Consider the following 19,622-nt stretch of genomic DNA (forward strand, 5'->3'; position numbering starts at 1 on the left):
ACTTATAGCAAGTTGTTACTTCTATATGTATTTTTTGCCAATATATATACTCATACTTGGCTTTACCATTGTTGTTGATTATTTCGCAGGACTATATATAGCGAAAAGCGAAGGCAAAAAAAGAAAACTCTGGCTTATCTGCAGTCTTATTGCCAACATTGGTGTGCTGGCATTCTTCAAATATTACAATTTCTTAAACTTTAATATATCTCAGGTGATGGGAGAATTTGGTTATAAGAACCCAATTCCACACCTCGACATTTTACTGCCTGTTGGTTTATCGTTCCACACTTTCCAGGCAATGAGTTACACCATAGAAGTGTATCGCGGTCATCAAAAACCGGAAAAACATTTTGGTATTTACGCACTATATGTAATGTTTTACCCGCAGTTGGTTGCAGGCCCCATAGAAAGGCCACAAAATGTTATTCACCAGTTTTATGAAAAAAAATATTTCGACTACGACAGGGTGGTAAGCGGCTTACGACTGATGTTGTGGGGTTTTATAAAAAAACTGGTGGTAGCAGACAGGCTGGGTATATATGTAGATGCGGTGTACAATAATGCCGAGCACCATAGCGGCCTTAGTATGATGGTAGCCACGGCGTTTTTTGGCTTCCAGATCTATTGCGATTTCTCCGGGTATTCAGATATAGCGATTGGTGCAGCAAGGGTGATGGGCTTCGACCTGATGACCAACTTCAGAAGACCGATACTTATCTCCAAAAGCATTGGCGAATTGTGGCAACGCTGGCATATCTCCCTCACTACATGGTTTAGAGATTACCTGTATTTTCCACTGGGCGGCAACCGCAAAGGCGCACTTATAAGTTCAAGAAACGTACTGATCGTTTTTGCACTAAGCGGTCTTTGGCATGGTGCAAACTGGACGTTTGTTATATGGGGCCTTATCAACGGGTTACTTATCTCAATAGAAAGGATCATTAACCCGGTACTGCGTAAAATTCATAAGCTACTGGGTGTTACCGCTAACTTTTTCCGTTGTATTACGGTGTACATTTTTGTAACCATCTCTGCAGTATGGTTCCGGTCATTAACCGTTGAGCAGGGCTGGTATATTACAAAGTCTATGTTCACATTGAAACCAGGCGGCTTTTTTAAAGGTGAACCACCAACCAACTTTTACTATTACCTGTTTGCAGTGGCCATGCTCGTTATTACAGAACATGTGCAGGAGTATTATCCCAATTTCCAGCTTATTGGTAACAGCAATGTAGTGGTACGCTATACCGGCTATGTGCTCATTCTTACCATGATCTTAATGGTAGGGGTATTCAATGGCGGACAATTCATCTACTTCCAATTCTAAACTCAAACATTCTACTGCTATGCATAAAGGATACAAAAAATTTATTCTGAAAGGCTTACTACTCCTTGCAATCATGTTTGCAGTCGACAGGATTGTGGGCGGTATCGTTGAATATTATTACCTGCACGAGCCAATGGGTGATGTAGCCTCTTTCTCTCATGCCATTAATGATCCCAAAGAAGACATGCTTATTTATGGCAGTTCAAGAGCGGTGCATACATACGATCCAAGAATCTTCAAAGATTCGCTTGGTATCTCGGCATTCAATTGCGGCCGTAATGCAACCAATGTGATTTATTCTTCTGCTATTCTTCCTGCAGCAATAAATGGCGATCATAAACCGAAAGTGATTTTGATGGACATGGTAGCCAAAGAGATTTCATGGCGTTCAGACCAGTATGGTGGCGATATTCTTGCCGGCATGCTGCTGCCCTACGTACTTACCAATGACAACTTTGCTGCCCTGGCAAAAGATCTTTTCCCCAAAGAATATTACAAGGCAAAAGTTTCCAAACTGTACGCATACAATTCACATATCATTTCCATCATCAGGAATTACTCACGCAGCCACAACGACAATATCAACGGTTACCAGCCTTTAAAGGGCAGCAAGGTGGCCAATGAACCCGAAGAATACACAGCAGGCGTTGATAAGATCGATGAGTACAGCAGGGAGAAACTGGAATTTTTTATCAAGTCTGTGACCGATAAAAAGATCCCGCTGGTAATCGTTATCTCACCCATGTACGTAAAAGATTTTGAAGAAAATGATGCAATGACCGAAAGCAAAAAAATTGCTGCCAGGTATAATGTGCCTGTTTGGGATTATTCGTTGGATCCACGTTTTGTTAAGAGCGAATACTTCTACGATATGAATCACCTGAATACCGAAGGTGCAGAGCTTTTTTCCAGGGAGATAGCTTCCCGGTTAAAGAAAGAAGGCATTGTAAGGTAGGTTTGTGAGCCGGCTGCAGTATTTCATGGCATCACCTGTTGTGTCACTCACTTGTACGTTCCCGTTTTATGGCGGCTGCAGCGGCCAGATTTGTACATCAAAAGCATCCTAAATTTCTCGCATAGCACAACAAATAAAGATTGCTGTTGCATTGGCTCTGTTTGCAATGCGCTGCTAAAATGTAAAATATTATGCTTTGGTCTCAAACTGATGTTTGTGCTTCCTCACCAGAATGTATGTCCATATAATGTGTGTAAACAATACCGCAAACACAGCCAGTAGAAAATAACCTGTCTTTATAATCATATCTTCCGTTACTGCTACGCCTTCCGGCATTTGGGTAAATTTTTCAAGAAAATCTTTTGGTTGTGTTATCATCACCCATGCTCCGATTATGCCCATAACAGAAAATACAAAAGCAACAATAGCATTTACCTGCAACCAGTCTTTTTGTTTTTTGGTCATTACACCTTTTAATAAAACTACCTGTGCAAAAAATTTATTGGCATACCAGCTATATAAAACCACACTTACCAGCAGGAAACACTGAAACAAAACCGACGGATTTGATACTGCCATAAAGAGCCCCACGATAGCAGTAATGGCTACAAAAGACGAGAATATGGTAACAATAAAACCCAGTATCCGGTAAATGATCATCATACACTTTTAATTGAAGGCACAAAGAAAGTTATAATTGTTCTTTTGCAGTTACTTAAAATATGTTTTTACATTACCGGTTGGCACAACTGGCTGTAGCTGTGCTGATTGATTTGGCAGCAGGTTAGCACCGGAGACTGAAGTTGCTTTATTTGTTGCAGTACAAGAGTGCGACGCAACAGGTGCTGCACAAAGAACTGATGCCGGGTACCAAAATTTATTGTTGCTGCTGACCTGCAATGGTATGATCCGTTACTTCCACTTTGGGGTTTGCCGGTGACACTTCCATCTTTACATTATTGATTTCTTCAAAGATGTGACCATCTTCATAGCCTACCGAAACATACACAGAAAGTTTTTGTTTGGCAGGTCCTTTAAAAGTGCCGCGTATGGGGCTGCAATCGTTGAAATGCCGGCCTACAGCCAGTTTTATGTGGTTGTTGCTAACCCAGATGTTATTGGTAGGGTCTATACCGGCCCATCCATAACCGGGTACATATACATCTACCCAGGCATGGGTTGCACCCGCTCCGCGAAGCCCGCTTTTATTGGGGCAGATGTAACCGCTTACATACCGTGCCGGAATGTGGAGTGTATTTAATATCTGCAGCATAAGGTGTGCAAAATCCTGGCAAACACCACCTTTATGCGCAAGAATTTCATCGACTGTAGTCTCAATATTGGTTATGCCTTTTGTGTATGCAAAGTGGTGGAAAATATATGCGGCACATTTTTCTGCTATGCCGGCAATACTGTTTGTGTTTTGTGTAATGGCTGCACAAATAGCTTCTATAGCGGCCTGGTTTTGTATGGCGTCTGACTGTGAAAGTTCGATTAAGCGTATATTGTGTTGTTTGTCTTTTTGCAGTTCCGTAAAACCGGTATTATAGGGCATTTGCCTGGCAGGATTGTCCTGTGTACTTACAACCAGCCTGCTTTCAATAACAAGGTCGGCATGCAATGGCAACACATTGAATACACCGGTAAGGTTGCCCCAGTAATCTGTAAAATATTCGATGTCGGGATTTGTTGAAACAGTTACCTGCTGCGATCTTGTTTCCTGCTCATCACACCGGTATGGAAAAATTTTTATTTCATTTATGCTTTCCCTTACCTGCCTGTCGTATTCGTACCTGGTAATGTGATGAATTTTGAAAACCGGCATGATTGCTTGTTATGTGTACGAGAAATATAATTGTGCAAGACGGCTGCTGAATTCTAACATATCATCTCTTACATCCTGCAAAAAGTGCTGCAAGGTAATGCCGTTGAGTGTATCGAAATCCACATATTTTACACGGCTGTGTAAGCGGCCGTAAAACTTCGATAATGCATCATTGCCGTCGAGTTTGTTTTCAAGCATCACATCATGCAGGTATTTTTCGATCCTGTTAAGTGTATACAATACAGAGCGCGTAAAGTCGCTGTTGATTAATACCTGGTGTAATACTTCTTTACTGGTGCTGCTGGTGTGGTATGTTTTTAAGTGTAGCTCGTAGCCCGATAAAGACAACAATAAATAGCGCCAGAAAATAATGTCGCTGGATTTGTTTAATTCGTAGTCTATTGAGGCAAACTGCTTATCTGTTATTTCTATTGTCTGGGTGCAACGCTCAATAAGACGGCCGAGATTCATAAAGCTCCAGCCAAGGCCACGTGGCATGGTTGTGTCTGTAACACCGATAAACAACAGGCTGTTTCTCGAAAAATTTTCAATTGTTTCCACTGCTTCGTAACCCAGCAATTTTTGATGCAGGTCGTGGTTTACGAGGTGGTACATATGGTTTACCTGCTCCCACACTTCTTTTGTAATATGGTCCTGCACGCCCCTGGCATTTTCTCGTGCCCGTGTAAGTATTACTTTCAGCGAGTTGGGGTTGGATGTATCTGTTATCAGCAACTTTAATACTGCATCTGTATCATTTTCAATGGTGGCAATCTCCTCCTCTGTTAAGTAAGTAAAGATTTCAAGCAGCGGTTTCCAGGTAAGATTGTTGTTTACACCCTTATCCAGCGAAAGAATATAATTGGTATAAGTTACACGCAACAAACCATCTGCACGTTCCATGTAACGGTTGAGCCAGAATAATGAATCTGCAATACGACTTAGCATGTAGTAAATATGTAATGATGAAAATGATGGGCCAGCTTCACAGCGCGTTTTTGTTGTGAATGCCTGGCTGTGCTACCGTTGTTTGCGTACTGCCGTTTGAACAGTGCATTGTACCGTACAAACCTGTTACAGGCAACAACAGCAGCAATATATGTTAATCGATGATCCATGTGTCTTTACTGCCGCCACCCTGCGATGAATTTACCACCAGCGAGCCTTCTCGCAGGGCTACACGGGTAAGACCGCCTGGTACTATTTTTACACCACCGGGCCCGCAAAGTGCGTAAGGTCTTAAATCTACATGGCGCGGCCTGAATTTTCCGTCAATGAAACAGGGCACTGTTGATAACTGGATAATCGGCTGTGCAATAAAACTTCTGGTATCTGCTTCAATAACGGTTTTTGCTTTCTGCCATTCTTCTTCTTCAATCGAATGACCCATGATCATACCATAACCGCCGCTTTGGTTGGTACGTTTAATAACCATTTTACCGATGTTGTTAAATACATATTCCCGTTGTTCGTCATCGCTCAGCTGGTAAGTGGGAACATTGGGCAATATGGGTTCTTCATTTAAATAATATCTGATCATGGCGGGTACATAAGCGTACACGGCTTTATCGTCTGCAACGCCGTTGCCTACAGCATTTGCTATGGCCACGTTACCTTTTCGGTAAGCGTTCATAATGCCTGGCACACCCAGTACGCTGTCTTGCCTGAACATAAGCGGATCGAGAAATTCATCATCTATGCGTCGGTAAATAACATGTACCTGCTCGAGGCCGCTGGTTGTTTTCATGAACACTTTGTGGTTATCTACTACCAGGTCTCTGCCCTCTACAAGCGAAATACCCATTTGCCTTGCCAGGAAGGTATGTTCATAATAAGCTGAATTGTAAATACCCGGTGTTAGCAATACAACGGTAGGGTTAGAAATCTGCTGCGGCGCCATAGACAACAATATCTGGTGCAGCAAAACCGGGTAGTTGTTGATCATGCGTACTTTGTTAGACGCAATCATGTCCGGGAAAATACGTTTGGTCACTTCCCTGTTTTCGAGCATGTAACTTACGCCTGATGGCGTACGAAGATTATCTTCCAGTATGTAAAATGTGCCATCATCTCCGCGGATAAGATCAATACCGGAAATGTGAACATATATATCATGCGGTACTTTTATGCCATGCACCTCGCGCAGGTAATGCGGGCAGGATGCAATAAGCGCTGCAGGAATTACACCCTCTTTTACAATCTGCTGCTCACTGTAAATATCTTTCAGGAAAAGATTAAGTGCTTTCAGCCTTTGCTGTATACCTTTTTCAATGTGGTCCCACTCTTTGCCGGTTATAATGCGGGGAATAATATCAAACGGGAAGATCCTTTCGATGCCTGCATTATCGCTGTATACCGTGAATGTAATGCCCTGGTTCATGAACAGCTCACCTGCAAGCCTGTCTTTCAGGTGAAGATCATTCACCTGCAGGTTCTGCAGTGCACTAAACACTTTATTGTATGGTTCCCGCACTGCTTTCTTATGGCACATTTCATCCCATATTCCATCGGCGCAATTGTAATCCTGCAAAAAGTTTTCAATCATAAGCACTGTTTAAAAAGCAAAAGGGTTACACTCCATAAAACATGGCAGGCAACCCTTTACCTGCTCAATATAAGAATAAATGATAATAGTTTAATTTTTAGGTAACGCTGTGTATCTATTTTTTTTAGATACAATAATCGCGACGCAGTGAAAGTAACAGGCAGGTAAGGGAGGATCGCTGTAGTTCAGTAAAGTTTCTACAGTACAAGTGAGTGACACAACAGGTGCTGAACAAAGTGCTGCTGCCGGTAACCAAATATTATTTTATGATACCTGTACCAGCGCCTATTTGTGCTATATAAATTTTTAGTTCTTTGCGCATGGCTGCTTCATAGGCCGGTTTAAGCTGGGCCGTAAGTGTCTCGATTGCTTCGCTGGCAATGATGTTAATAGTGCAGCCGCCAAAGCCGCCACCCATCATTCTTGCTCCGGGTACGGCGTCGTTGTCTTTTACAAAATCTACCAGGAAATCGAGCTCTGCGCAGCTTACTTCATACATGGTGCTGAGGCCTTCATGAGTTTCGAACATTTTTGCACCAAAGGCTTTGATGTCGTTGTTTTCAAGATCAAGGCATGCCTGTTGCAGCCGTTCTGTTTCTTCTACCACGTAAAGGCAACGGCGGTACACTTCCTCATCAAACCGTTGTACATACTGCTGCAGCATGCTTTTGGTTACGTCGCGCAGGCTGTGCACAAAAGGTATGTGTTGTTGTATGAGTGCCACGCCCATTTCGCACTGTTGTCTTCTTACATTGTACTGCGATGAGGCAAGTGTATGTTTAACATTCGTGTCGAACAGTACAATTTTATAACCGTCCAGCTTAAAGGGCTCATATTTATACTCCAGTGTTCTGCAGTCGAGTTTGATTACATGGTCGGCAGTCCCAAATACACTGGCAAACATATCCATAATGCCACATTGCAAACCCACGTAATCATTCTCTGCTTTCTGCGCTATTTTAACGAGTTCAATTTTTCCGAGGCCACATTGCAGCCATTCATTCAGGGCAAATGCTACGGCGCATTCTATGGCGGCTGAAGAAGAGAGACCTGCACCGATAGGTATATCGGCTGTAAGCGCCGCATCGAAACCGCTTACTGCAATACCGTTCTTTTGAAACTGGTCAACCACGCCCAGTATATAATCGTACCAGGCATGTTTCTGAGAAGGTATAAGACGTGTGGTAGTTGTATGGCAGGTTTCATCCAGGTCTATAGAAGTAAGGTTAATCTCATTATCTGTCCTTGGCGTAAGTGCAATCCAGGCTGCTTTATCTATGGCTGCAGGCAATACAAAGCCGTTATTATAATCTGTATGTTCACCAATCAGGTTGATGCGGCCGGGAGACCTCGTAACAATGCTATGCTCGTATATAAATTTTTCCAGCATTGCCGGAATGGCGTGTTGGGCTGCTACACTGTAGCGCTGGCCTGCATTACTCATAAATAGGCTATAAAAATGATTGCGCGAAAAACTGCGTAAACGTTTACGCAGGTGTACAAATGTATTGATTCGTGTAAATATTACATAAAAACTAGTCAAGTTTGGCCGCAAGCGCGGCTTTAACCTCGGTCTGCCATTCTTCTTTTAGCATGCTCAATACAATAGAATCACGCCGGCCACCTGCTCTTTTGGGCATATTGGCTCTTAAAATGCCGTCTACTTTGCACCCTATACTTTTCATGGCTGCAATACTGGTGGCATTGTCATTGTCTGCCCTGAATTCCACCCGCTCAAGCCCAAGATCTTCAAAAGCAAATTGCAGTAACAGGTATTTACAGTGTTTGTTAAGACCAGTGCCCCTGAACCGTTCTCCATACCAGGTGTAACCTAGCTGCAGCGTTTTGAAAGGCAGGTTAATATCATAAAATCTTGTTGAACCGGCATATTCGTTTGTCCTTTTATCAAACACAATAAAAGGGTATTCTGTACCGCGTTCCCTGGCTGCCAGTGCTGTTTGTATGTATGTGGCAAGCCCTTCGCTACCCGCGGCAGATACAAGCGAATATTGCCATGTATCGGGTTCGTGCAGTGCAAAAGGCAGCAAAAAAGTATGGTCATCCTGTTGCAGTGGTCTCAGTAATACACGTTCGTTTTCGAGCAGGTAATCATGGTTACCGTTAAATAGTATCATAAACTGGTTTTATTATCGCCCGTTATAATGGTTGTGTTACCGGCACCTGTAATGCTGTTAAACTTTTGTTGCGTCGCACACTTGTACTGTAGTAGCAATATTCAGCACGCCGGTGCTATTCCGTTAATATTTTTTCGCGCCTGCTGCGGGTAAAAGTTGTTGAAACCGGTAAAACAAATAAAATTCAGGAAATTTGCCGCAATTTAAACATTTAGCTTATGTGTGGAATTGTAGGATACACAGGTAAAAGACAGGCCTACCCGGTAGTAATAAAAGGACTAAAAAGACTGGAATATCGTGGTTACGATAGCGCAGGCGTTGCACTGATCAATGAAGGGCTTAAAGTATATAAAAAGAAAGGCCGGGTTACAGACCTTGAAGAAGCGGCAATGGGTGAGAACCTTAGTGGTCATATAGGTATTGGTCATACACGGTGGGCCACACACGGAGAACCCAGCGACCGAAATGCACATCCGCATGTTTCTCAAAGCGGCAATATTGCTATGATTCACAACGGCATTATCGAAAACTACGACAAGCTGAAAAAAGATTTGCTCGCAAAAGGTTACAAATTCAAAAGTGATACCGACACAGAAGTACTACTCAATTTTATTGATGACATTCAGCAAAACAATGATTGTACGCTGGAAGAAGCACTGCGTATTGCTTTAAGAAGGGTAGTGGGTGCATATTGTTTGTTACTAATACACAAAGACGACCCCGAAACGATCATCGCAGCCCGCAAAGGCAGCCCGCTGGTCATTGGTATTGGTAAAGATGAACATTTCCTGGCCAGCGATGCTTCTCCCATCATCGAGTACACAAAAGAAGTGGTATACGTAAATGACTATGAAATAGCAATCGTAAGACCAGATGAACTGATTTTGAAAAACCTTGGTAATGAAAAACAGACACCTTTCATAACCAGGCTCGATATGGAGCTGGCAGCAATTGAAAAAGGCGGGTACGATCATTTTATGCTCAAAGAAATTTTCGAGCAGCCACAGACCATCTACGATTGTTTAAGAGGCCGGTTAGATGCGGGCAAAGGAAAAGTTATCTTAAGCGGTATAGATCAATATGCTCAGCAGATCATGAATGCGCAGCGCATCATTATCCTGGCTTGCGGTACCAGCTGGCATGCGGGCCTGGTAGCTGAGTACATTATTGAAGAGTTGTGCCGCATACCGGTAGAAGTGGAATATGCATCTGAGTTCAGGTACAGAAACCCTATTATACACAAAGGCGACGTTATTGTAGCCATATCGCAGAGTGGCGAGACAGCAGATACATTGGTGGCAATAGAAAATGCAAAAGAGCAGGGCGCCATTATCCTCGGTATCGTAAACGTAGTGGGGTCATCTATTTCGCGAAAATCACATGCCGGGGCTTATACGCATGCCGGTCCTGAAATTGGTGTGGCGAGTACCAAAGCATTCACTGCACAGCTCACGGTTCTTACCATGGTTGCACTTAAAATAGCGCATGATAAAGGTTCTGTAAGTACTGAAAGGTATATGCACCTTTGCCAGGAACTGGCTGCCATACCGGAAAAGGTAGAGCTGGTCTTAGAGAAAGCAGACGAGGTAAAAGCGCTTGCAGAAAAGTACAAAGACGCATCAGACGCACTATACCTTGGTCGCGGCTACAACTTCCCGATTGCACTGGAAGGCGCACTAAAGCTGAAAGAAATTTCATATATACATGCAGAAGGTTATCCTGCTGCAGAAATGAAACACGGTCCTATCGCACTTGTTACTGAAACGCTACCGGTTGTATTTGTGGCCACTAAGGATTCTTACCACGAAAAAGTTGTAAGCAACATGCAGGAGATCAAGGCACGAAAAGGAAAAGTCATTGCACTGATCACTGAAGGAGATACTGTTTCTGCCGCTATTGCTGATGATATATTCGAATTGCCACAGGCAGATGAGATCGTTGCTCCGATCATAAGTACAATACCATTGCAATTGCTGGCCTATTACATCGGCGTTGCAAAAGGCTACGATGTAGATAAGCCAAGAAACCTGGCAAAAAGTGTAACGGTTGAGTAGTGTTCACCGGTGTTTTCCAATTGAAACAAGTGTTTCCTGCATAAGGCAGCACTTGTTTTAACATCCTTCTGTTTTTTGTGGTATATTTACAGGATTACCTGCCGCCTCCTTCCCGAACCTTTTTAATTTATGTGCATATGGTTTAAACGCTTGCCCGCGGTTGAGCCTGCTAACCGGCACTTTATGTAAAACAATGCTGCAACGTTTTGCTTGTTTCAGAAGATAGTTTTATATCCAAACGGAATGATTGAATATTTCGTACATATAGCCAGTTATTGCATTTCCACTAATTGCAACATACGAACTGTTGTTAGCAGCGAAGGAAAGGCTTTAGCGTTAGACTATACGGGAAAGACATATAATGATTGCTGAAATTTTTTTTCCCAATACATATCCGTGTTTAAAAGTTATTGTCAAAAAAATGGAATGATTATGGCTAAATGTATCACGAGCCGCTGGCTGCATTTAATCCAAAGATAAAAGCCCTTCATTATGAGAAAATCGAAACAGGTTCTGGTGCTGATCATCATTACCGCTGCTATTCTTACCACAACTGCCTGGAACAGAACAGGAAAAAGTAAACCATCGTATAATCCTGCTGCTTTCAACGAAGCTGTAAACAACATCATGCAAAATGAAAGCATGTTGGCTGCAATGCTTGCAGATGAAAGTGACTTTACCGCCGGTGTAGACAAAGCGCCGCCTGCACAGGATGTTTTGGTGCAAAAAATTCCCGGCGATAACCAGCATTTGCTGATTATGGCTGTTTACTCATTTGCAGACTACAGCGGGCAGGCTATCAAGGTAGATTATGGTGGCAACTATGTAGTGCTGAAAGACGATGGCACCAATGACGATAAGGTTGCCGGAGATGGAATCTTTACTGCCAGGATCAGTACGGATGTGAGCCTTTTCAGGAAAGAAGCCCTGCGCCTCGACAAAGAAATGCGCCAGGATAAATACCAGGTGCAGTTTACAGGCAGGGAAATGAAAAAAAGAGAAGATTGCCTGGTGGAGCCCTTTGAAACGCAAAAGCTCGACGCCAATCAACCTGTTTCCATTGCTAACCTGATAGGTGGTACAAACAACCTCATCGATTCTGTACGCGCAAATTGTATATTCATAACAGACCTGTCGGTAGTAGAAGATCCCGCCAGGACGTGGAATTACTGCACGCAAACCGGGAATGTAAATGGCGCCTGGACTTTCAAAACCATTATGAAAAACCTGGCTAAGACAAAGTCAACTACAGATCCTACAGATGCAGAACTTTCTACCTTTGTAAGAAACTGGCTGAATAGCTGGACAGTTAGAAAAATCATCAACGGAGATACTGTACCTGCAAGGGCACTAATCACACAAAAGATCATTAACCCATGGCTTACCAAAAGCAGCAATGCAGGTGCGCCACAAGGCCAGCTAGATATGCGTTTTGCTCCGTTTAAGTTAACATCCATCGTTAACCGTTTTGATATTAGGGAGCGTGCAGCAGGCATTCCTGCCGGCGAGGGCAGATTTACTTTCTGTGCCATCGCAAGCGACTGTTCCCGCCCGCTCGAAATGACTTTCGTCGTAGAATACGGCATTCCCAAACCAAATGATTGCGACAGTTTGCAAAACTGGGCGCTGCAGTGGTTTAACCTGAAGAACTTTACACTGGGCAGTAGCCAGTACAATGCTGCACTGCAGGCCATTACAGACCAGTTTGCTTTATGGGGAACCGGTAACCGCGCCGGTAATACCAGCCTCAATTCAATCAGGACAAATGAGCGGGAATTTGCACCCACCAATGCACCAAGACGTTGGGAGTTCAGGGAGTTTGGCCTTATCGGTTCGCCCCGTTCATTAACGCAAAGAAAAGTAGCACAGATACCGCAGGATAAATACAATGCCCAGGTTGATAACCCTGACGTAAGGGCAATGGTAGATTGGGTAAACGCAAATAAAGCAGGCATCAATAAGGATAACTATACAGTGCCGGATACATTAACGGGCGGTAAATTTTTCCTTGGTGGTCACAACCAGATTCTTGATACACCTGTTGGCGTTCCCATCCAGCCATATCACTGGGATGGTGTACAGGAAACCGGGCCGGCGCGTATTACAAACACTACCACACGGCACGTATTCTCGCTCAATACCTGCACGGGTTGTCATGCAGGTGAGGTACAAACGTTCTTTACCCATGTAGATCCGGTAATGTTTGGCACCAAAGCAACGCTTTCGGGTTTCCTTGCCGGTACGGCAGGCCGTGGCGGTGCAGTAGATTTCGACAATAACCCGTCTAATGACAGCATGATGATTAAAGATGCGGCCAACAGAGGTGGAGCAGCAAATTCTGTAAGAATGTTCAACGACATTTTAAGAAGGGCAAAAGACCTGAAAGACTTTGCATTGTCCCCGCCATGTGCAGCATTAAGTGTGTTTGCAATAAGAAATGAGCTTATGTTTAAACCGGTACACGCAGTGCATTAACAGCATTTGATAAATTATAGAGAGCCGGCCATTAATGGCCGGTTTTTTTATATGTGTAGCCAGCTGTATTACTACTATTGAACACCGGTTGTGTCACTCACTTCAGCGGCAACAACACGGGTGAGCAAACGCGAAGATCGAAGCGAAAGCTTTTAACATGGTGTGCCATACGAACCTCCGGAACTACAGGAAATATCGGTATGTTAAATCCGCAGACTGCAGTTGCTCAATGTTGCCTGCGTACAAGTGTGCGACGCAACGGAAGATGCATGATGTTGATTAGCCCGGCTCCAAAAGAAAGCTACCTGTAGCCTTTGGCCTGTAAATGAAAAAGCTCCGCATACCGCCCATTCAAAGCAAGCAATTCTTCGTGGCTGCCGATTTCCAGTAGCTGGCCTTTTTCCAGCACCAGAATGCGGTCTGCCATGCGTACCGTGGAAAAGCGGTGGGAGATAAGCACTGCGCTTTTGCCTTTGGTAAGCTCGGCAAAGCGCTGAAAAACTTCATATTCTGCACGTGCATCCAGTGCGCTGGTGGGCTCATCAAGAATCAGCAATTGTGCGTCTTTCATGTAGGCACGTGCAAGCGCAACCTTTTGCCACTCACCGCCGCTAAGTTCTACGCCGTTGTTAAATCTTCGGCCAAGTGCCTGGTCGTATTTATTGGGTAGTTTTGCTGCAAGTAAGCTCGCAAGACTTTTGGCGGCACTTTGTTCAATGAGTGCCCGGTTATCCATTTCATCAATGTTGCCCACCGCAATGTTTTGAGAAAAACTCATCTGGTACCGCAGGTAATCCTGGAATATAACGCCTATGCCTTTGCGTAACTCAAAAAGATCATAGTCGCGCAGGTCTATACCATCCAGTAATATGCGCCCTTCTGAAGGGTCATATAATCTTGCCAGCAATTTTACCAGTGTTGTTTTACCTGCACCGTTTTCACCTACAAGGGCTAGTTTTTCTCCTGCATGCAAAGTAAAATTCAGGTGCCTGTTTGCCCAGTTGGTACTGTTATGGTATTTAAAACCGACATTTTCAAAAACAAAGCCTTGTTGAATTGTTGCAGGAAAAGGCACCGGCTTTTTTGGCGTAAATATCCTGGGCTTTATTTCGAAAAACTCAAAAAAATCTCTCAGGTAAATGGCACCCTGGGATACGCTGGTAAAGCGGCTGAGAATATTTTCGAGCAAGCTTCTTAGTTGCCTGAATGAGCCTGCCAGAAAAGTAAGTGTACCAATACTTATACTTCCTTTTATCGTTTGTGCAATAATGGCCATGTATGCAGCATAATAACCCGCGCTGCCAATAAATGCAAGAAAAGTTCCCCAGCCTGCTCTTTTGGTAGATAATTTTTTATTGTCTGTGTAGAATTTTGTGCTGAGCGTTTTGAAACGGTTTACCAGGAAGCCGGAGAGGTCGAAGAGCTTTACTTCTTTTGCCGTTTCATCACTGGCGCCAATATATCGTATGTAATCAAGCTCACGCCGCTCAGGTGTTTGCCCACGGGTTAAAGCGTAGCTGCGGTCATTGAAGTAAGATTCTCCCACGAATGCAGGTACGATCGCGATAATGAGCAGAAGGATAAGCCAGGGATTGAAGGCCATAAGGCCTGCTGCTAAAAACACCATGGTGATCAGATCCTGTACCTGTGTTAATACCTGTGATAACAGGATTGTTCTGCCGACCGTTTGCTGGCGGGCACGTTCCAGCTTATCGTAAAAATTGGAATCTTCAAACTGGTCAAGGTCGAGCATGGCCGCATGTTCCATAATCTTTACGGAAGTATGGTTGTTAAACAGATCGCCAAGTAAGCTGTCAACAAGTGTGGTGGCCCTGCTTAATGCATCTGCAACAATGGCGAGTGCAAATTCTGCTGCAACCAATGTCCATAAGTGTGATTGGTCGGCCACCGCGGTTTTGCTTAACAATACCACTTCGTCAATGATCAGTTTTCCAATGTACAACATGGAGACAGGTATTGCCGACCGCAACAGGCGGAGTATTGCATTTAAAATGGTATACCAGCGGTTTGTTTGCCAAACAAGTTTAAAGAAGCGGGGAAGATTACTGAGTGCTGCAAACTTTTCTTTTAAAGAGGGTGTTGGAACAGTATTTTGATTTGCGGGTCTTTTTTCACGTGCCATTCTAACGGTACTCTTGCTCATGCCGTAAAGTTAATATATCCGGAAAAGCTATTTGCTGGAACTGGAGCATGTACTTTCGCAATATTCGTCATAAACGTATGTGTTTCATTTAGCGTTTTATTAGTAATCACCTGTGATTAATTCTATATTTTTAGAACAACTGCGCAGGAATATTGTTGCAAAAGTGTTGAACACAACTACCGCATTATGAAAGTACTTCTTGTAGAGGATGAGCCAAGTATAGCATCTGTTGTTAATAAAGGCCTTACTGAAAATGGTTACAGCATTACCATTGCGCCAGATGGCATTGTTGGTTTCCAGCTGGCCGCCGCGAATGAGTTTGATGTGCTGATGATAGATATTATGCTGCCCGGAATGAACGGGATGGAACTCTGCAAGCGTTTACGTGAGCACGGGGTTTACACGCCAGTGTTGTTTTTAACGGCATTGAGCACAACCGAAAACATTGTAGCCGGTCTTAATGCAGGTGGCGACGATTACCTGGTGAAGCCTTTCAAATTTGCAGAACTGGAAGCAAGGCTCAGGTCTTTGCACAGGCGCAAACAAATAACGCTTAAAGAGGAAGATGTTTTTCATATCAGCGATATTGTGATTGATTTCAACGCTAAAACAGTTACCCAGCATAACGAACCTGTTAGTCTTACATCGACAGAATTCAGGCTGCTGGAGTATTTTGTGAGGAACAAAAACAAAGTTTTATCCCGTATAGAGATCCTTGAAAAAGTGTGGGGAATTGATTTTAATATGGGTACGAACGTGGTTGATGTGTACGTAAATTACCTTCGTAAAAAGATCGACAAAAGACCCGATCAAAAGTTGATTCATACAGTAATTGGAATGGGTTATATGCTTAAGACAACATAAGGTTTGCCATGAAAATTCAAACGAAGACAACTATTCTCTTTACCATTATAACTGCGGGCGTATTTCTTGTACTTAGTATTACGATCTACTATTTCTCAGACAACTTTGCACACAACGATTTCTACAAAAGGCTTGAACTAAGGGCAAGAATATCCACCAAGTTCAGGTTTGAGAAGGATCATGTATCCACTGAAGCATTTGCAGAAATACAACGCCAATATCTTGAACGCCTGATTGATGAAAAAGCTTTTGTTGTGCAGGTAGATACCACCGGGAAGCCGATAAAAGATTCGCCAAAAAATCTGCCGCTCAGTTACCTGAAGAATATTTTTGATGCTAAAGGTGGCACTGTTTATTACAGGGATAAGAACAGGCACTATGCAGGTTTGTTTTACCCGGATGAAACCGGTGACTTCCTCGTAATAAAATCTGCCACAAACCCTTATGTAAGTGAACTGATGATGCACCTGCGCAGTATTCTGATCATTACTTTTATCGTGTCAGTGATTTTCATTTATGCAGTAGGCCGCTATTTTGCCAACAAAACTTTTCAACCATTCAGGTTGATAACAAACCGCGTAAAAGACATCAGTGAAGTAAACCTGCACCTGAGGCTGGAAAACCAGGAAGGCACTGATGAGGTGGCCGAACTGATCAAGACTTTTAATAACATGCTGGACAGGCTGGAAACTGCTTTTGAAACACAGAATAACTTTATCAGCAACGCATCACACGAATTAAGAACACCGCTTACGGCAATTGTTGCAGAAGCGGATTATGCGCTGTCAAAAGAAAGAACGCCTGAAGCATACCAGCAAAGCCTGAACAATATAATCCTGCAGGCAGAAAAGCTTCAGCACCTGACCAAAGGCCTGCTATCCCTTGCACACACCGGTTTTGACGGGAAAAAACAAACCTGGGAAGTTGTACACATAGAACAGTTGCTGGTAGATATAAAAGAAAGTATGGGCTCGTGGATGGGCAATAACCGCATTAAAGTTGTTTTTTCCGATATTCTCGAAAGAGGCAATGATCATGTAATACAGGGAAACTATGATCTGCTGAAAATAGCCATCGGTAATATTGTTTTAAACGCCTGCAAGTATTCCAGCGGCGATGTCACAATTGATCTGGCCATCGAAAGCGAGCGTGCAGAGATCACAATTATAGACAGGGGAATTGGTATTCCGGAAACGGAGATCAAGCATATCTATGACCCTTTTTTCAGGGCTTCGAACACCGGCGGTTACGAAGGCTATGGCATCGGCATGCCTTTATCTAATAACATTATACGCTTACACAAAGGAAGAATAGAAATAGATTCCAAGGTAAATATCGGCAGTAAAGTAAAAGTAGTTTTACCCCTGGCAACCACCTGAAATGTTGACTGTTGAATCTCCTGAAGCAATAATGCCCGTAACCTGTAAACAGATTTTAAAAAGCTCGGCTTTTCTAATCTCTTTCTAACACACTTCTAATTATCTTCTCATTTTGCTCTTAAGCAGACTTAATGCTGCTGTATCAATTTTGTAGTATAAAAGAAGATTATGGCAAACATATTAATTCCAACTGATTTTACTACATCATTTACCACTACAGTTAACCAGGTAATACAGTTTATTGACAGAAAACCTGTGAACATTATCCTGTTCCATGCTTTTGAAATTCCTTTTTATGTGCAGGATATTTTTACAAAATCAGCCAGGCAGCCATATAACGAGTTACTTACAGATGATTTCCGGCAGGCGTGCAAACAGCTAAAGGACCAACATCCCAAAGCAATTGGAAAAATAGGTTTTAAATGTATGCATGGCAGCACAGCAGCCGTATTTAGAAATTTTGTAGATGCAAATGATGTTGATGCGATCATCTGTCCTGATGATTATGTGCATCTTAAGGTACATGAACGCAGTGTAAACCCAACGCTTTTTTTTAACAAAGCAGGCATACCTGTATTGAATGATTTTAAACCGGTAAGAAAGCAGAACGAATTCAATGTAATTACACTTTCAAAACCGCAAATGGAGTTGAATTAGTAAACAACATTGCATATGCTGTCGGAAAAGATTATTGAAGGGGTCGGTTAAATCATCAACAATGCTGTTAAAAAAAAATGTTCCTTTTAAGTATGTATTTGGCAAGATCAGGTATGAAATTGTTGTTATTGCGTTATACGCAACACTCATTGCTTTTGCGTACAACTCGTATCATTTTACAAGAATTACTATTCCGCTTGCAGTACCGGCTGTGCTGGGCACCGTAATATCATTACTTCTCGGTTTTAGAAGTAACCAGGCTTACGACAGGTGGTGGGAGGCAAGGCATATATGGGGTGCAATAGTAAACGATTCGCGATCGCTTGCCAGACAAATAATGTCTTTTACCTATGATAGTTATGACGGCGACGAAGTAGATGCATTTAAAGAAAGAGTCATACGCCGGCAGATAGCCTGGTGCTATGCATTGGGCAGACATTTACGGGAAGAAGAGGTAGATAAAGGTCTTGAAAAATACCTCAACAGGAAAGAGCTGGAATATGTACGTGGAATTGATAATATTCCCTCAGCATTGATGGACCTGATGGGCCGGGATATAAAACTGGCGTTGGAAAGTGGCTGGATCAACCGTTTTCAGCAGGTAGAACTTGACAGAACGCTTTCGCGTTTGTGCGATTCCATGGGTAAGTGCGAGAGGATCAAGAACACCGTTTTCCCGGTTACTTACAGCTTATACATACATCTTGCACTAATGTTGTTTATTGCATTGCTGCCTTTTAGTGTAATCGAATATTTTGGTTTTGTAGAAGTGCCGCTCGTCGTTGCTATTTCTGCGTGTTTTTTGCTTATTGAAAAAATGGCAATACACCTGCAGGATCCTTTTGAAAATAAACCAACGGATACACCCGTAACCACCATTGCAAAGAGTATTGAAAAGAACCTGATGCAGTTGTATGGAAATGAACTGCAGTACAATGCCAGGCATGCAGTTGATGCTACCAAAGCCCATACAAGTGCCGTGCAGGAAAGCATTGGTATTTATGAGCAGCATAACACTTACGTGGTATCAGTTCATCGCAAGCGTGAAGAAAAACAGTTTTACGTTCTGTAAACGCTGCTGCAAAACTTAAAGCGGTCACCAACAAATGATGACCGCTTTTTTATTTACCCGGCAATTGAATATGCATTGAGCTTCTGTTGCGTCGCACTCTTGTACTGCAGAAACCATATTGAGCAATGCGAAGACCAAAGCAAATGGTATCAACATTTTTTACGGGT

General features: G+C 43.0%; 15 protein-coding genes. 8 read left to right on the forward strand and 7 right to left on the reverse strand.

What is annotated here, in order from left to right:
* Window positions 1-25: 25 nt before the first annotated feature.
* Both I5907_RS10820 and I5907_RS10825 read left to right on the forward strand, forming a co-directional pair.
* Window positions 26-1,330, forward strand: a complete 1,305-nt coding sequence (locus tag I5907_RS10820) for an MBOAT family O-acyltransferase (protein WP_231402022.1) — start codon at window positions 26-28, stop codon at window positions 1,328-1,330.
* A gap of 19 nt (window positions 1,331-1,349) precedes the next feature.
* A complete protein-coding gene (locus I5907_RS10825) occupies window positions 1,350-2,285 on the forward strand; it encodes an SGNH/GDSL hydrolase family protein (protein WP_196990728.1) in 936 nt (311 codons plus the stop codon).
* A 189-nt stretch (window positions 2,286-2,474) separates the two neighbouring features.
* Here I5907_RS10825 and I5907_RS10830 read toward each other — a convergent pair whose 3' ends face one another.
* The 6 genes from I5907_RS10830 to I5907_RS10855 form a co-directional block, all read right to left on the reverse strand.
* Window positions 2,475-2,948, reverse strand: coding sequence for a hypothetical protein (locus tag I5907_RS10830; RefSeq protein ID WP_196990729.1), 474 nt, complete (start codon window positions 2,946-2,948; stop codon window positions 2,475-2,477).
* Between the two features lie 214 nt (window positions 2,949-3,162).
* A complete protein-coding gene (locus tag I5907_RS10835; protein WP_196990730.1) occupies window positions 3,163-4,110 on the reverse strand; it encodes a transglutaminase family protein in 948 nt (315 codons plus the stop codon).
* Window positions 4,111-4,119: 9 nt separating this feature from the next.
* Window positions 4,120-5,058: an alpha-E domain-containing protein gene (locus I5907_RS10840; RefSeq protein ID WP_196990731.1), complete on the reverse strand. Its 939-nt coding sequence runs from the start codon at window positions 5,056-5,058 to the stop codon at window positions 4,120-4,122.
* 154 nt (window positions 5,059-5,212) lie between these two features.
* Window positions 5,213-6,655, reverse strand: coding sequence for a circularly permuted type 2 ATP-grasp protein (locus tag I5907_RS10845; protein ID WP_196990732.1), 1,443 nt, complete (start codon window positions 6,653-6,655; stop codon window positions 5,213-5,215).
* A 259-nt stretch (window positions 6,656-6,914) separates the two neighbouring features.
* On the reverse strand, window positions 6,915-8,099 hold the full coding sequence (gene galK, locus I5907_RS10850; protein WP_231402023.1) for a galactokinase: 1,185 nt from the start codon (window positions 8,097-8,099) through the stop codon (window positions 6,915-6,917).
* A gap of 91 nt (window positions 8,100-8,190) precedes the next feature.
* Window positions 8,191-8,790: a GNAT family N-acetyltransferase gene (locus tag I5907_RS10855; RefSeq protein ID WP_196990733.1), complete on the reverse strand. Its 600-nt coding sequence runs from the start codon at window positions 8,788-8,790 to the stop codon at window positions 8,191-8,193.
* Between the two features lie 218 nt (window positions 8,791-9,008).
* On the opposite strand from I5907_RS10855, the gene glmS reads away from it, so the two are divergent.
* On the forward strand, window positions 9,009-10,844 hold the full coding sequence (gene glmS, locus I5907_RS10860) for a glutamine--fructose-6-phosphate transaminase (isomerizing) (RefSeq protein WP_196990734.1): 1,836 nt from the start codon (window positions 9,009-9,011) through the stop codon (window positions 10,842-10,844).
* Between the two features lie 492 nt (window positions 10,845-11,336).
* Complete coding sequence (locus I5907_RS10865; protein WP_196990735.1) at window positions 11,337-13,319, forward strand: choice-of-anchor X domain-containing protein; 1,983 nt, start codon at window positions 11,337-11,339, stop codon at window positions 13,317-13,319.
* 301 nt (window positions 13,320-13,620) lie between these two features.
* On the opposite strand, the gene I5907_RS10870 is transcribed toward I5907_RS10865, so the two are convergent.
* The gene (locus I5907_RS10870; RefSeq protein ID WP_231402024.1) at window positions 13,621-15,483 is read right to left on the reverse strand and encodes an ABC transporter ATP-binding protein; all 1,863 of its coding nucleotides are present in this window, start codon (window positions 15,481-15,483) and stop codon (window positions 13,621-13,623) included.
* A 186-nt stretch (window positions 15,484-15,669) separates the two neighbouring features.
* Here I5907_RS10870 and I5907_RS10875 point away from each other — a divergent pair, with 186 nt between their 5' ends.
* The 4 genes from I5907_RS10875 (at window position 15,670) to I5907_RS10890 (ending at window position 19,455) form a co-directional block, all read left to right on the forward strand.
* On the forward strand, window positions 15,670-16,347 hold the full coding sequence (locus I5907_RS10875; RefSeq protein ID WP_196990736.1) for a response regulator transcription factor: 678 nt from the start codon (window positions 15,670-15,672) through the stop codon (window positions 16,345-16,347).
* A gap of 8 nt (window positions 16,348-16,355) precedes the next feature.
* Window positions 16,356-17,726, forward strand: a complete 1,371-nt coding sequence (locus I5907_RS10880; protein WP_196990737.1) for a sensor histidine kinase — start codon at window positions 16,356-16,358, stop codon at window positions 17,724-17,726.
* 168 nt (window positions 17,727-17,894) lie between these two features.
* Window positions 17,895-18,383 carry a hypothetical protein gene (locus I5907_RS10885; protein WP_196990738.1) on the forward strand — a complete coding sequence of 163 codons (489 nt, stop codon included), beginning with the start codon at window positions 17,895-17,897 and terminating at the stop codon, window positions 18,381-18,383.
* Between the two features lie 61 nt (window positions 18,384-18,444).
* Window positions 18,445-19,455 (forward strand): bestrophin family protein, encoded by a 1,011-nt coding sequence (locus tag I5907_RS10890; RefSeq protein ID WP_196990739.1) that lies wholly within the window; start codon window positions 18,445-18,447, stop codon window positions 19,453-19,455.
* The last annotated feature ends 167 nt before the right edge of the window (window positions 19,456-19,622 follow it).

The organism is Panacibacter microcysteis (assembly GCF_015831355.1).
GTDB lineage: Bacteria > Bacteroidota > Bacteroidia > Chitinophagales > Chitinophagaceae > Panacibacter > Panacibacter microcysteis.

Excerpts from the sequence above, each read along its gene's own strand:
- I5907_RS10890 (WP_196990739.1), top strand. The coding sequence starts at position 18,445 with ATGCTGTTAAAAAAAAATGTTCCTTTTAAGTATGTATTTGGCAAGATC.
- galK (WP_231402023.1), bottom strand. The coding sequence starts at position 8,099 with ATGAGTAATGCAGGCCAGCGCTACAGTGTAGCAGCCCAACACGCCATT.
- I5907_RS10855 (WP_196990733.1), bottom strand. The coding sequence starts at position 8,790 with ATGATACTATTTAACGGTAACCATGATTACCTGCTCGAAAACGAACGT.
- I5907_RS10840 (WP_196990731.1), bottom strand. The coding sequence starts at position 5,058 with ATGCTAAGTCGTATTGCAGATTCATTATTCTGGCTCAACCGTTACATG.
- I5907_RS10830 (WP_196990729.1), bottom strand. The coding sequence starts at position 2,948 with ATGATGATCATTTACCGGATACTGGGTTTTATTGTTACCATATTCTCG.
- I5907_RS10845 (WP_196990732.1), bottom strand. The coding sequence starts at position 6,655 with ATGATTGAAAACTTTTTGCAGGATTACAATTGCGCCGATGGAATATGG.
- I5907_RS10875 (WP_196990736.1), top strand. The coding sequence starts at position 15,670 with ATGAAAGTACTTCTTGTAGAGGATGAGCCAAGTATAGCATCTGTTGTT.
- glmS (WP_196990734.1), top strand. The coding sequence starts at position 9,009 with ATGTGTGGAATTGTAGGATACACAGGTAAAAGACAGGCCTACCCGGTA.
- I5907_RS10865 (WP_196990735.1), top strand. The coding sequence starts at position 11,337 with ATGAGAAAATCGAAACAGGTTCTGGTGCTGATCATCATTACCGCTGCT.
- I5907_RS10820 (WP_231402022.1), top strand. The coding sequence starts at position 26 with ATGTATTTTTTGCCAATATATATACTCATACTTGGCTTTACCATTGTT.
- I5907_RS10825 (WP_196990728.1), top strand. The coding sequence starts at position 1,350 with ATGCATAAAGGATACAAAAAATTTATTCTGAAAGGCTTACTACTCCTT.
- I5907_RS10835 (WP_196990730.1), bottom strand. The coding sequence starts at position 4,110 with ATGCCGGTTTTCAAAATTCATCACATTACCAGGTACGAATACGACAGG.
- I5907_RS10870 (WP_231402024.1), bottom strand. The coding sequence starts at position 15,483 with ATGAGCAAGAGTACCGTTAGAATGGCACGTGAAAAAAGACCCGCAAAT.
- I5907_RS10880 (WP_196990737.1), top strand. The coding sequence starts at position 16,356 with ATGAAAATTCAAACGAAGACAACTATTCTCTTTACCATTATAACTGCG.
- I5907_RS10885 (WP_196990738.1), top strand. The coding sequence starts at position 17,895 with ATGGCAAACATATTAATTCCAACTGATTTTACTACATCATTTACCACT.